The organism is Mongoliimonas terrestris (assembly GCF_001927285.1).
GTDB classification, from domain to species: domain Bacteria; phylum Pseudomonadota; class Alphaproteobacteria; order Rhizobiales; family Pleomorphomonadaceae; genus Chthonobacter; species Chthonobacter terrestris.
Genome location: NZ_MSIG01000004.1, coordinates 273,016 through 285,140 on the forward strand (window position 1 = coordinate 273,016; position 12,125 = coordinate 285,140).

The 12,125-nt window shown below is 70.1% G+C and carries 13 protein-coding genes; 3 read left to right on the forward strand and 10 right to left on the reverse strand.

Going from position 1 to position 12,125, the window contains the following annotated elements; all coding sequences use genetic code 11:
- Positions 1-91: 91 nt before the first annotated feature.
- Both ypfJ and BUQ68_RS07770 read left to right on the forward strand, forming a co-directional pair.
- Positions 92-1,036 (forward strand): KPN_02809 family neutral zinc metallopeptidase, encoded by a 945-nt coding sequence (ypfJ, locus tag BUQ68_RS07765; protein WP_075215363.1) that lies wholly within the window; start codon positions 92-94, stop codon positions 1,034-1,036.
- Between the two features lie 135 nt (positions 1,037-1,171).
- Positions 1,172-2,404, forward strand: coding sequence for a TCR/Tet family MFS transporter (locus tag BUQ68_RS07770; protein ID WP_075215364.1), 1,233 nt, complete (start codon positions 1,172-1,174; stop codon positions 2,402-2,404).
- A 44-nt stretch (positions 2,405-2,448) separates the two neighbouring features.
- Here the strand turns inward: BUQ68_RS07770 and carA are convergent, their stop codons facing one another.
- From carA to BUQ68_RS07800, 6 genes are all read right to left on the reverse strand, one after another.
- The gene (gene carA, locus BUQ68_RS07775; RefSeq protein ID WP_075215365.1) at positions 2,449-3,654 is read right to left on the reverse strand and encodes a glutamine-hydrolyzing carbamoyl-phosphate synthase small subunit; all 1,206 of its coding nucleotides are present in this window, start codon (positions 3,652-3,654) and stop codon (positions 2,449-2,451) included.
- Positions 3,655-3,900: 246 nt separating this feature from the next.
- Positions 3,901-4,377, reverse strand: a complete 477-nt coding sequence (locus BUQ68_RS07780) for a methyltransferase family protein (protein ID WP_075215366.1) — start codon at positions 4,375-4,377, stop codon at positions 3,901-3,903.
- 172 nt (positions 4,378-4,549) lie between these two features.
- On the reverse strand, positions 4,550-5,023 hold the full coding sequence (locus BUQ68_RS07785; RefSeq protein ID WP_210215600.1) for a DUF2214 domain-containing protein: 474 nt from the start codon (positions 5,021-5,023) through the stop codon (positions 4,550-4,552).
- Between the two features lie 5 nt (positions 5,024-5,028).
- Positions 5,029-5,424: a DUF6152 family protein gene (locus BUQ68_RS07790; RefSeq protein ID WP_245293193.1), complete on the reverse strand. Its 396-nt coding sequence runs from the start codon at positions 5,422-5,424 to the stop codon at positions 5,029-5,031.
- Between the two features lie 35 nt (positions 5,425-5,459).
- Entirely contained in the window at positions 5,460-6,023 is a 564-nt protein-coding gene (locus tag BUQ68_RS07795; RefSeq protein ID WP_075215367.1) for a histidine phosphatase family protein, read from the reverse strand.
- Positions 6,024-6,614: 591 nt separating this feature from the next.
- On the reverse strand, positions 6,615-7,118 hold the full coding sequence (locus BUQ68_RS07800) for a YciE/YciF ferroxidase family protein (protein WP_075215368.1): 504 nt from the start codon (positions 7,116-7,118) through the stop codon (positions 6,615-6,617).
- A gap of 333 nt (positions 7,119-7,451) precedes the next feature.
- Between BUQ68_RS07800 and BUQ68_RS07805 the strand changes: the two genes are divergently transcribed.
- Positions 7,452-8,084 carry a peptidoglycan-binding domain-containing protein gene (locus tag BUQ68_RS07805; protein WP_075215369.1) on the forward strand — a complete coding sequence of 211 codons (633 nt, stop codon included), beginning with the start codon at positions 7,452-7,454 and terminating at the stop codon, positions 8,082-8,084.
- 101 nt (positions 8,085-8,185) lie between these two features.
- Here BUQ68_RS07805 and BUQ68_RS07810 read toward each other — a convergent pair whose 3' ends face one another.
- From BUQ68_RS07810 to BUQ68_RS07825, 4 genes are all read right to left on the reverse strand, one after another.
- Complete coding sequence (locus BUQ68_RS07810; RefSeq protein WP_342586994.1) at positions 8,186-8,551, reverse strand: YidB family protein; 366 nt, start codon at positions 8,549-8,551, stop codon at positions 8,186-8,188.
- Between the two features lie 198 nt (positions 8,552-8,749).
- Complete coding sequence (locus BUQ68_RS07815; protein ID WP_075215370.1) at positions 8,750-10,225, reverse strand: mannitol dehydrogenase family protein; 1,476 nt, start codon at positions 10,223-10,225, stop codon at positions 8,750-8,752.
- Between the two features lie 53 nt (positions 10,226-10,278).
- The gene (locus tag BUQ68_RS07820) at positions 10,279-11,283 is read right to left on the reverse strand and encodes an ABC transporter ATP-binding protein (protein ID WP_075215371.1); all 1,005 of its coding nucleotides are present in this window, start codon (positions 11,281-11,283) and stop codon (positions 10,279-10,281) included.
- 11 nt (positions 11,284-11,294) lie between these two features.
- Entirely contained in the window at positions 11,295-12,125 is an 831-nt protein-coding gene (locus tag BUQ68_RS07825; RefSeq protein WP_075215372.1) for a carbohydrate ABC transporter permease, read from the reverse strand.

A 12,125-nucleotide genomic window follows, 5' to 3' on the forward strand; every position in this document is an offset into this window, starting at 1 on the left:
ATCCGGCGCTTCGCCCGTTCTGGCTTCACACATGCGGCTTGCGGTAACCGACAGGCCGTCGCAGTGTTTGCCGGTGGGGAGGATCCGATCGATGCGATGGCGTGGACGGCGGGAGAGCAACAACGTCGAGGACCGGCGCGGCGACAGCGGGGGCGGCGGCCTCGGCCGGGGCGGATTCGGCGGGCGCGGCGGCGGATTCCGGCTGCCGACGGGCGGCGGGGGTCTGCGCCGGGCGGGCGGGCCGGGCATCGGCTTCATCATCGTCGCCATGATCGTCCTGTGGCTGCTCGGGATGAACCCCCTGGCGCTGCTGACCGGCGGCGATCTCGGCGGCGTGCTGGGCGGATCGTCCCAGATGACCAGCATCGAGGAGGATCGGCCCCGCACCGGCGCCGACGACGAGATGAGCAGCTTCGTGCGGGTGGTGCTGGCTGAGACGGAGGACACCTGGGCGACCATCTTCCAGGCCGAGGGGGAGACCTATCCCCAGCCGCGGCTCACCCTCTTCCGCGACACCTTCCAGAGCGGCTGCGGCTTCGCGTCGGCGGCGAGCGGACCGTTCTACTGCCCGGCGGACCAGAAGGTCTACATCGACCTTGCGTTCTATGACGAACTGCGCCGGCGCTTCCAGGCGCCCGGCGATTTCGCTCAGGCCTATGTGATCGCCCACGAGGTGGGCCACCACGTGCAGAACGTGCTCGGCATCCTGCCCGAGTTCAACCGCCTGCGCGCGCAGATGAGCGAGCAGGAGGCGAACGCCATGTCGGTCCGGGTGGAACTCCAGGCGGACTGCTTTGCCGGCGTGTGGGCCCACGACGCGGCGCAAAAGGGTCTTCTGGAGGAAGGCGACATCCAGGAGGCGATGAATGCCGCCGCCCAGATCGGCGACGACGCGATCCAGAAGCGCATGCAGGGCTATGTGGTGCCGGAGAGCTTCAACCACGGCACCTCCGAGCAGCGCCAACGCTGGTTCAACACCGGTTACCGCAGCGGCGACTGGCAGGGCTGCGACACCTTCAAGGCGACGCAGCTTTGAGGGTAGGGGCTTCCGGCCTTTCATGAGGTCTGGCGTCGCAGCGGGTGTGATGGTTTTTGACAGCGGCCGGTCCGGCGGTCATGGATGGCGTTCGTCCGCCCATCCAGCCCGCGCCTCGACGGACCGCCCGCTTCCATGACTTCGACGGCCAGGACCCTCGTCTTCGTCTACATCACCATCGCGCTCGACGTGATCGCCATCGCCATGGTGATCCCGATCCTGCCGGCGCTCCTGATGGAACTGACCGGGGACGGCGTGGAGGCGGCGGCGATCGACGGGGGGTGGCTGATCTTCGCCTATTCGGGGATGCAGTTCCTGTTCGCGCCGGTGATCGGCAACCTTTCCGACCGGTTCGGGCGGCGGCCGGTGCTCTTGGCGTCGGTCGCCACGTTCGGCCTCGACAACCTGATCTGCGCGCTGGCCCCGACGCTGCCGTGGCTGTTCGCCGGCCGCATCCTCGCGGGCATCTCCGGCGGCAGCTACACCACGGCCGGCGCGGTGATCGCCGACGTCTCCACGCCGGAGACGCGGGCGCGGAACTACGGCTTCATCGGCATCGCCTTCGGCGTGGGGTTCGTGTTCGGGCCGGCCATCGGCGGCCTTCTCGGCGAGATCGGGCCGCGGGTGCCCTTCTTCGCGGCGGCGGCCCTGTCCCTCGCCAACTTCGTGTTCGGCTGGTTCTTCCTTCAGGAGACGCTGCCGCGGGCGCGGCGGCGGGCTTTCGACATCCGCCGCGCCAATCCGTTCGGCGCCTTTCGCCACCTGATGCGGTATCCGGCGCTGCTCGCGCTCGTCTCGGTGATCGTGATCTATCAGTTGGCCCACGACGCCAACCCGGCGGTGTGGACCTATTCGACCAAGCTGCGCTTCGGCTGGAGCGAGGCGGACATCGGGCTCAGTCTTGCCGCCGTCGGGATCGGCATGGCGGTGGTGATGGGCGGGCTGGTGGGGCCGGTGGTGCGCCGGTTCGGCGAGGCGCGCGCGGCGCAGATCGGCTGCGCGCTCGCGGCGGTCGGTTTCACGGGCTTCGCCTTCGCGCCGAACGGTCTGGTGATGCTCGCCTTCATCCCCTTCTTCGCCTTCATCGGGCTGATCGAACCGTCGATCCGATCCTTGGCGGTGGCGGAGGTGGGGCCGGACGGGCAGGGCGAACTGCAGGGCGCCATCGCCAGTGTGAAGGCGCTGACCATGGTGCTCTCGCCGATCCTGATGACGCGCCTGTTCGCCGCCTTCACCGGCGCCGACGCGCCGGTGCACTTCCCCGGCGCGCCTTTCCTGGCGGCGGCGTTGCTGCTCGCCGTGGGCGTGGCCGTGGTGGCGGCGCGGGTGGGCGCACGCGACGTCGCGCTCGGCGGCCGGGCGGGGTAGGGGGCCCGCCGCCGCGATCAGGCAGCGGCGCGGCGGGCTGTCCGTCAGCCGCGCTCGGGGACCTCGGCCTCGCCCTTCTGGACGCGGATCAGGTTGACGAAGCGGCGGAAGAGATAGTGGCTGTCCTGCGGGCCTGGGCTCGCCTCCGGGTGGTACTGCACCGAGAAGGCGGGCTTGTCCTTGAGGCGCAGGCCGGCGTTGGAGCCGTCGAACAGGGAGACGTGGGTCTCCTCCACGGTGTCCGGCAGCGTCGCCGTCTCCACCGCGAAGCCGTGGTTCATGGAGGTGATCTCCACCTTGCCGGTGGTGTGGTCCATCACCGGGTGGTTCGCCCCGTGGTGGCCCTGGTGCATCTTCGACGTCCGCGCGCCGACGGCAAGACCGAGCATCTGGTGGCCGAGGCAGATGCCGAAGGTGGGGATGCCCTTCTCGATCACCGCCTGGATGGTCGGCACGGCGTATTCGCCGGTGGCGGCCGGGTCGCCCGGGCCGTTGGAGAGGAAGACGCCGTCGGGCTCCAGGGCGAGCACGTCCTCCGCCGTGGCGGTGGCCGGCAGCACGGTGACGCGGCAGCCCTGGTCGGCGAGAAGGCGCAGGATGTTGCGCTTCACGCCGAAGTCGATGGCGACCACGTGATACTTGGGCGCCTCCACCTTGGCGTAGCCCTCGCCCCAGGCCCAGGTCTTCTCGTCCCAGCCGTAGGACTGGGTGGAGGAGACCTCCTTGGCGAGATCGAGGCCTTCCAGGCCGCTCCAGGCCGAAGCCTGCCGCTTCAGGTCGTCGAGGTCGAAGCGGCCGTCCGGGTCGTGGGCGATGACGGCGTTCGGCATGCCCTTCTCCCGGATGAGAGCGGTGAGGGCGCGGGTGTCGATGCCGCCGATGCCGATGATGCCGCGGGCGCCGAGCCAGGCGTCGAACCGCCGGGCGGCGCGCCAGTTGGAGCTGTCGGTGACGTCGGCCTTCAGCACCACGCCGCGCACGCCGGACGCGGCGGAGAGGTTCACCGTCTCGATGTCCTCGTCGTTAACGCCCACGTTGCCGATGTGCGGGAAGGTGAAGGTGATGATCTGGCCCGCGTAGGACGGGTCCGTCAGGATCTCCTGGTAGCCGGTCATGGCGGTGTTGAAGCAGACCTCGCCCACCGCCGCCCCTCGGGCGCCGACGCCGAAGCCTTCGATCACGGTGCCGTCGGCGAGCACCAGGACGGCGGTCGGGACGGGCTCGGCCCAGGCGTTGGTGGCGTCCTGCATCGGGTGATCCTTCATCAGCAGCGGCGGACCCCGCGCGCGACAGAGCCCGGCGGCGGGTCGGCCGTCGGGCGTGTCGGTTTCGGATCCGCGATCAGGCGAAAACGGTGCGGCTCGCGCCAGCCACCGAGGCACCGCCATCCGGCAGGGTCCGGATGCGGGCAAGGGCGCGGCGGACCGGCGGTTCGTCGCGGGGGCGGACCATAGGGGAAGGGGGACTGCCGGTCAACCGGCGATCGGAGCGGAGGATCAGCGGGACGGCAGGCCGATCCAGCGGGGGGTGCGGGCGGCGTAGGCGGTCCAGGCGTCGCCGAACTTGGCGGCGAGGTGGCGCTCCTCGCGGAGGATCGCCAGGCGGTGGGTGGCGAGGGCGTCGACCGCGGCGGCGGCGAGCATCCAGAGGGAGCCGAGGCCGACGGCAAGGCCGAGGAGGAGGAGGACGTTGCCGACGTAGATGGGGTTTCGACTGAGGCCGAACGGCCCGGTGGTGACGAGCTGATCGGCGGCCCGGTGCGGCAGGATGTTGGTGCGCGCCCGCGCCATGGTGAGCATGGCCCAGACGTCGAGCCCGAGGGCCGCGGCCATCGTCACCCAGCCGAGCAGCGGCGGCAGGGGCAGGCCGGTGGGGACGAGCCATTCCAGGACGAGCGCGGCGGCAAGGGAGCCGGCGAGGATCATCGGCGGCCAGGGCAGGGTGTTCGGCCTTACGGTGCGATCGGTGTCCATCAGCGGCCTCCCATCGGGGCTCGGGCGCGCTGCGCGGCGGTCCGGCGCCCCCGCGCCCAGGACCGCATTGAAGGGCATCGGGTCGGTGGAATCCAGCGGTGGATGAAAGCAAGAGCACGCCGCCCTTCGCCGCGCCGGTCTGGACTGAGGGTTGCCGCCCGAGGGCGCGCCCTCAGCCCTGCCAGTAGCCGATCAGCCGGCCGGCCACGATGGCGGTCGTCCAGGCGGCGAGGGAGACGAGCGCCGTCGTTCGTGGCAGGCGGTCGGCAAGGCCGGTGGCGCGCATGCCGGCGGCGTTGGCGGCGCCGACCGCCACCGCGGCGATCTTCACCTGGAACACGCCCATCGCCGCGTAGTCGAGCGCCTGGACGCTGAAGAGGAGGGCACCCGAGACGGCCGCCACCAGAAGGCCGACGGCGGCCACGGTGACGGCCGGGCGCGCCAGCGTTTCGGCCGCGACGCTCCGCCAGGCGCCGAGCAGGCGGAGGTCGAGCACCAGGATGGCGCCGAAGAGAGCGGCGAGCCCGAGCACGTGGGCCACGTTGACGATCGGGTAGGCCCAACGGGACACCCGGAGCGCCGTCGCGACGCCGGTCGCCTCCAGCGCCGTCAGCGGGCCGTCAAGGAGCGCGGACAGCGCCTCCAAGCCGCTCAGTCCCGGTCGGGGTAGAGGTTGTGCGTCTCGCCGTCGATGATGATGCGCTCCGCCTTCATCAGCCGCTCGGCCGGGTCGCTCGCCCGGTGGCCGCTGGCGGTCAGCTCCACGCCGGGGCGGAGCTTCTCGTCGGTGAGGCCGGCCTGCGCGTTCCGCCAGGGCTGGCCGACCTCCACGGTCCACATCTCGCCGTCTGCCGACACCTGCAGGAGGCCGTGCGGGTTGCCGAGGCGTGCCTCCTCGATGGTGCCGGTGAGCTCGAAGTTGCCGTCCTCCGCCCAGCGCCAGCCGTGGTGGGCGGCGACCGGACCGGCGGCGACGCCGGCAAGGACGAGGGCGAGCGGCAGGGCGAGGCGCCGGGCCGCCGCGGGCTTCAGGATGGGTCGCATCATGGGGCTCCTGTTCGTGGGGGCCGCGCCTGGCGCGGCTAGTCTTCGTCGATCAGCACCCGTCCGTGCAGCTTGACCGTTCCGGACGGGTCCAGCGAAATCACGATCAGTTCACCGGACGCCGGATAAACCCCGGTGAGCGCCGTGATGTTCACCTGATGGGTGACGAGCACGGCCTTCCGGCCATCGAGATCGGCGAGCCGCGTCTTCAGGGCGGCGGTGGCCGCGTCGGCTTGCCCGCGGTTTCCGAAGAAGGAGTTGAGCGCGGGCTCGTCGCTCACCGGGCCGACCCCGAGGAGGCGGGCGGTGTCGCGGGCGCGGCACCAGGCGCTCGTCAGCACGATGTCCACCGCAACGCCGTTCTGCCGGATCTCCGCGCCGATCCGGCGCGCCTGCGCGCGGCCCCGGTCGTCCAGATTGCGCTGGGTTGCGCAGTCGTCGAGCGTGTAGCCAGCAGGATCCCCGGTGCCGGGTGCCCGGGCGTGGCGGAGAAGGGCGTGTGTGCCCGGCGCCTTCAGGGCCGCCCAGACCTCCGGCGCTGCGCGGGCGGCAGGCGCGCCGAGAGCGAGGAGGAAGGCGAGGATGGGCAGGAGAAGGCGCATGGGAGTGGCGGGTGTTCCGGTGCGAGGAGACAGTCGCGCGGAAGATGGGGCGGTGAGGGGGCGGGAAAAGGGGGAGGTCGAGGGAGAAGGAGCAAGGCGTGTGGGCGCGGGCGGGAGGGGCGTCGCCGGTGGGCGGAATGCGCGTTCACCGGCCGGGATCGTCGTGGTCCGCCTGCGCGGGCTAGCCACGCATACTGCCGATGCGCGGAGAAAAGCGTGGGTGGTCCGCCTGCGCGGACCATGACGATGGCGGGCACGGGCAAGATCATTGCGAGTAGACCCGTCGCTGTCGCTCGTGATTACAGTGGATAGCGCCTGTAACTACTGTGCATGTTACTGATACTATCCCTGAACCGCCGCCGTCGTCATGGTCCGGTTCAGCCGGACCAATCACGCATACTGCCGATGGGCTGGACAATGCGTGGGTGGTCCGCCTTCGCGGACCATGACGGGCGACGGTCGTCAAGGGTCGTCGAGGGTCGTCGAAGATTGTCGAGGGTCGGCGAGGGCGGTGGCGCGCCCGCATGGGCCCTCGACAGCCCTCAAGCGCCCTCGCGAACGCGAGGGCGCCTCGCGCGAGGCCGACCTGGGTCAGGCGGCCTTGCGGTTGATGCGGGACTCGGCGAGCTGCGTGAGCTTGGCGTCGGTGGCCTTCTCCTCCTGAAGGGTCTCTTCCAGGACGGCGGCGCAGTCGGGACGGCCGAGTTCCTTGGCCCAGGCGATCAGGGTGCCGTAGCGGGTGATCTCGTAGTGCTCCACGGCCTGCGCGGCGGCGGCCAGGGCGGCGTCGAGCACGTCCTTGTCGGCCACGTCGCTGGCGACCTCGTCGGCTTCCTTCAGGATGCCGTCGATGGCCGGGCAGGTCACCGCGTCGGGCTTCACGCCATGCATCTCGAACACGCGCTCCAGACGACGGATCTGGTTCTCCGTCTCGGTGAGATGCATCTGGAAGCCCTGCTTCAGCTCAGGCGAAGTCGCCTTGTCGATCATCTTCGGCAGCGACTTGGTGATGCGCTGCTCGGCGTAGTAGATGTCCTTGAGCTGGTGGACGAAGAGATCGTCCATCGTCTTGATGTCCTTGCTGAACATACCCATGGGAAGCTCCGTCGGTTTGGCAGGATGCCGAACGGTTCGTCCGGTGCCAGTCCAACCCATGAAGACGGGGGAGCGTTCCGCGCCATCGGCGGCTCCACGAGGCTGCCCGTGCATGGCTGACGCTTGAGCCGGCGGATCCAGACAGGGCAGGACGACCGCCTTCAAGCCGCCGACCCTTGGCGACGCGGTCCCAAGGGGGCGCATCCAGGAGTGCGACTTGGAACCGGTTTCCCTACACATATGTCGCAATAGGCGCATACAACGTGCTGTGCCGGAATCGGGGACGGATCCAGTGAAGGCCGTCCCGGCTGGCGCATGCAAGGGAGATGGCCGATGTCGGTGTTGAAGCGCGGGATGACGGGCGAACCAGTCCGGCTGTTGCAGGAAAAGCTGGGCGTCAAGGCTGACGGCGCCTTCGGGCCGGGCACCGAGAAGGCCCTCAAGGATGCGCAAGGCGCGCACGGGATCGCGGCGGACGGCATCGCCGGTCCGGACACGTTCATGGCCCTTCAGATGCCCGAACTGGTGCTGCTGCGCGTCGGCACCCGTGGCGAGACCGTGAAGAAGCTGCAGGCGGCGCTCGGGATCGAAGCGGACGGCCGGTTCGGTCCTGGCACCAAGAAGGCGGTGGCCGCCTTCCAGGAGGCCAACGGCCTGACGGCGGATGGCATGGCCGGTCCGGCCACGCTGGCCAAGGTCACGGGTTTTGCCGAGACGGTGACGGAAGCGGTGATCGAGCGCTCCAAGGCACCGTCGGTCGACGCGGCCCCGACCGTCGCCCCGGCGGCGGCTCCGGCCGTTGAGACGCCCCCTTCGGCGGCTCCCGCCTCTGCCGACATGGCCGCTGCGGAGCCGGCGCCGGCCGCGCAGGGCGCGGCTGCGGCCGAAGCGGCTCCGACCCAGGCCGAGGAGGAGCCTGCTCCCCCGACGTCGGTCTGGGCGAAGGTCACCGGCTGGTTCAGCTGAGTCACCCGCCACACGAATGGCGGGTATGAGAGCAACGAAAACGGCCGGCGAAAGCCGGCCGGATCTGTTTCGGGGCTTCGGGTCCAACCGGCAGCAGGCGGTCAAACCTCCAGGCGGCCTTCCGGGCTCGCGGCGTCCACCGCCTGCGGCAGCTTGTCCGCGAGGAAGGTCGCAACCGCATCCGTGTCGAGGCCGAAGGACGACGCGAACCGGGCGAGGGTCTCGTTGCCGAGCGCGGACTGGATCTGCTCGGCGGAGACCGGCAGGTTCTCGCCGGTGCCGATCCAGGACGCGACCTCCTGGCCGAGCCCGCCGGACTGCAACTGGGCGATGAGGCCCTGGATCCCGCCGTGGTCCGCGAGCGCCTGGTTGGCGATCGACATGATGTCCACCGACTTGCCCGCGAGCACGTCGGACACGATTCCACCCAGGCTATCCAACAATCCCATGGTCTTCTCCCCCCGCATGTGATGCGCACAGATGTCCCGTTCCGGGCACTCTGGCGCAGGCACCGCAGGGTATAACATGCTTAAATTTGCATAACATGACAAAATCAAGCGGCGGTATTGCGATCTCTTATGGCCCGTGGTCTCGCTCCCAGGATCTGCGTCGGCTGGCATGACGACGCCGAGAGGTTGGCTTGCTCCTGTTTCGGGAAGACGGTCTCAGGGTGATCCAGGCTGATAGTGGTCCAGGACCGCCGCCGTGCCGACCGTCCAGAGCGCGTCCAGATGGCGGGCGAAGGCATCGGAGAAGGGTTGGGCGGTGCCGAGGTCGGCGAAGACCGCGGTGTTCGACAGGAAGGCCGCCGGGTCGGTTCGGGCCGCCAGCGCGCGGGCTTGCAGGTCGTCCCAGGCCTCGTCGTTCGGCGCGATCGTCCGGCCCGCCTCGTCGGTGCCGGCGCAGTAGCGGCACCAGAGGGCGACCTCGAGGGCGAGACCCTCGATGGAGACGCCGGCGGCGAGACGGTCGCGGACGGTGGGGAGGATGAATTTCGGCTGGCGGTTGGAGCCGTCGAGGCAGAGGCGGCGGATGGTGTCGCCGACCTCCGGGTTGGCGAAGCGCCGGGCGACGGTCTGCCGGTAAACGTCGTAGTTCTCGCCCGGGATGGGCGCCAGGGTCGGCTGGATCTCGGCCCGGGTCAGCCGCTCCAGCCAGCCGGCGATACGCGGGTCCGCCATGGCCTCGTGGACGAAATGGTGGCCGAGGAGGGCGCTCGGATAGGCGATGGCCGCGTGCCCGCCGTTGAGGATGCGCAGCTTCATGAGTTCGTAGGGCACCACGTCGTCGACGAAGGTCACCCCGACGGCTTCAAGGGCCGGCCGGCCTTGCGGGAAACGGTCTTCCATCACCCACTGGCGGAAGGGTTCGCAGACGACGGGCGCCGCGTCCTCGATGCCGAAGAGGCTGGCCACCCGGGCGCGCTCCAGGTCGGACGTGGCGGGCGTGATGCAGTCGACCATGGAGTTGGGGAAGGCGACGGCGGCGTCGATCCAGTCGGCAAGGGCCGGATCGGCGAGACGCGCGAGCCCGACCACGGCGGCGGCCGTCACGTGGCCGTTGCCCGGAAGGTTGTCGCAGGACATGACGGCGAAGGGTGGCAGGCCGGCCTGCCGGCGCGCCGAAAGAGCGGCGACGATCATGCCGAACACGGTCCGCGGGTGCGCCGGATCGGCGGCGTCTGCGGCGATGTCCGGGTGGGCGGCGTCAAACCCGCCGGTGAAGGGGTCGACGAAATAGCCGCCCTCGGTGACGGTGAGGGAGACGATGCGGATCGCCGGATCCGCCATGGCGGCGACGATGGCGGCCGGATCGACGGGGACGAAGTCGATCATGGCGCCGACCACGCGGGCCGAGAGCCCGTCCGGATCGAGCTCCACCACGGTGGTGAGATGGTCCTGGGCGGCGAGCCGGTCGCGCATGGCCGCGTCGCCCGGGCGGACGCCGGCCCCGACGATGGCCCAGTCGTGGTCGCGCCCGGTGTCGAACAGACGGTCCAGGTAGACGGCCATGTGGGCGCGGTGGAAGTTGCCGACCCCCACGTGGAGGATGCCGGGCGTCAGATCCGCCCGGCGGTAGGCCGGGACGGCGACGCCGGCGGGCGGCGCGGCGAGGACGGACCGGGAGAGACGAATGGCCATGGCGGCACCCTCGGCATGGGGACTGTGGGACGACGGTGGGGCGACGGGTCCCGTCACGGCAGACGCAGGCCGTTGGCGTCGAAGCGGTGGATCTTGTCCGGGTCGGGGGTGAGGTGGACCCTCGACCCGTGGCGGAGGTCGATCTCGCCGCCGACGCGCACGGTGACGGTCTCGGCAAGGCCGGTGCCGTGCACGTGGAGGAAGGTGTCGGAGCCGAGGTGTTCGGCGACGCCGACGGTGCCGGTCCAGGTGCCTTCGGTGGTGGACACCCGCACGTGCTCGGGCCGGATGCCGATGGTCTCGGCGCCGAAGCGCCGGGCGCCCTCGCCGGAAACGAGGTTCATCTTCGGGCTGCCGATGAAGCCGGCGACGAAGACGTTCTTCGGCGCCTTGTAGAGGTCGAGCGGGCTGCCGACCTGCTCGATGCGGCCGGCGTTCAGCACCACGATCTTGTCGGCCATGGTCATGGCCTCGACCTGGTCGTGGGTGACGTAGACCATGGTGGTGCGCAGCCGCTCGTGCAGTTCGGAGATCTCCAGCCGCATGCCGACGCGCAGCGCCGCGTCGAGATTGGAGAGCGGCTCGTCGAAGAGGAAGGCCTCCGGCTCGCGCACGATCGCCCGGCCGATGGCGACGCGCTGGCGCTGGCCGCCGGAGAGCTGGCCGGGTCGGCGGTCGAGGTAGGGCGTGAGGTTCAGCACCTTGGCGGCGGCGTCCACGCGTCGGGCCTGCTCCTCGGGCGGCATGCCGGCCATCCGCAGCGGGAAGGCGATGTTCTTGCGCACGGTCATGTGCGGGTAGAGCGCGTAGGACTGGAACACCATGGCGAGCCGGCGCTTGGCCGGCGGGGCCGCGGTGGCGTCGGCGCCGTCGATGACGATGCGCCCTCCGGAGACGTCCTCCAGGCCGGCGATCAGCCGGAGGAGGGTGGACTTGCCGCAGCCGGACGGCCCGACGAAGACGCAGAATTCGCCGTCCTCGATGGTGAGGTCGAGCGGCGGCACCACCTCCACGTAGCCGAAGCGCTTGGTGACCTTGGAGAGTTCGATCATGCCCATCGGTCGGATTCCTATTTCACGGCGCCGAAGGTGAGCCCGCGGACGAGTTGCTTCTGGGAGAACCACCCCATGACGAGGATGGGCGCGATGGCCATGGTCGAGGCGGCGGAGAGCTTGGCGTAGAAGAGCCCTTCGGGCGACGAGTAGCTGGCGATGAAGGCGGTCAGCGGCGCGGCCTTTGCGGCCGTGAGCGCGAGGGTCCAGAAGGCCTCGTTCCAGGCGAGGATGATGTTGAGGAGGAGCGTGGAGGCGATGCCCGGCACCGCCATGGGGGCGAGCACATAGAGAATTTCCGAGCGCAGGCTGGCGCCGTCCATGCGCGCCGCCTCCAGGATCTCGCCGGGGATCTCCTTGAAGTAGGAGTAGAGCATCCAGACGATGATCGGCAGGTTGATGAGCGTCAGGATGACGACGAGGGCGGTGCGGCTGTCGAGGAGGCCGAGGTCGCGGCAGATGAGGTAGATCGGCACCAGCACGCCGACGGCCGGCATCATCTTGGTGGAGAGCATCCACATCAGGAGGTCGCGGGTGCGCTTGCCGGGCACGAAGGCCATGGACCAGGCGGCGGGCGTCGCGATGAGGAGCCCGAGGAAGGTGGAGCCGAGCGAGATCACCACCGAGTTCCAGAAGTGGCGGGCGTAGTCGGAGCGCTCCTGGACGGTCGTGTAGTTCTCCAGCGTCCAGTCGAAGAAGAGGAACTTCGGCGGCGACGCGATGGCGTCCGCCTCGCTCTTGAAGCTGGTGAGGACCGTCCAGAGGATGGGAAAGAAGATCAGGAGCGCCAGCGTCCAGGCGACGAGGGTGAAGACGAGCTTGCGGCGGTTGGTGACGGCGCGGGCCAT

Bases quoted from the DNA above. Each gene is read 5' to 3' on its own strand.
- ypfJ (WP_075215363.1), top strand. From the start codon at position 92: ATGCGATGGCGTGGACGGCGGGAGAGCAACAACGTCGAGGACCGGCGC.
- BUQ68_RS07770 (WP_075215364.1), top strand. From the start codon at position 1,172: ATGACTTCGACGGCCAGGACCCTCGTCTTCGTCTACATCACCATCGCG.
- carA (WP_075215365.1), bottom strand. From the start codon at position 3,654: ATGCAGGACGCCACCAACGCCTGGGCCGAGCCCGTCCCGACCGCCGTC.
- BUQ68_RS07780 (WP_075215366.1), bottom strand. From the start codon at position 4,377: ATGGACACCGATCGCACCGTAAGGCCGAACACCCTGCCCTGGCCGCCG.
- BUQ68_RS07790 (WP_245293193.1), bottom strand. From the start codon at position 5,424: ATGATGCGACCCATCCTGAAGCCCGCGGCGGCCCGGCGCCTCGCCCTG.
- BUQ68_RS07795 (WP_075215367.1), bottom strand. From the start codon at position 6,023: ATGCGCCTTCTCCTGCCCATCCTCGCCTTCCTCCTCGCTCTCGGCGCG.
- BUQ68_RS07800 (WP_075215368.1), bottom strand. From the start codon at position 7,118: ATGGGTATGTTCAGCAAGGACATCAAGACGATGGACGATCTCTTCGTC.
- BUQ68_RS07805 (WP_075215369.1), top strand. From the start codon at position 7,452: ATGTCGGTGTTGAAGCGCGGGATGACGGGCGAACCAGTCCGGCTGTTG.
- BUQ68_RS07810 (WP_342586994.1), bottom strand. From the start codon at position 8,551: ATGCGGGGGGAGAAGACCATGGGATTGTTGGATAGCCTGGGTGGAATC.
- BUQ68_RS07815 (WP_075215370.1), bottom strand. From the start codon at position 10,225: ATGGCCATTCGTCTCTCCCGGTCCGTCCTCGCCGCGCCGCCCGCCGGC.
- BUQ68_RS07820 (WP_075215371.1), bottom strand. From the start codon at position 11,283: ATGGGCATGATCGAACTCTCCAAGGTCACCAAGCGCTTCGGCTACGTG.
- BUQ68_RS07825 (WP_075215372.1), bottom strand. From the start codon at position 12,125: ATGGCCCGCGCCGTCACCAACCGCCGCAAGCTCGTCTTCACCCTCGTC.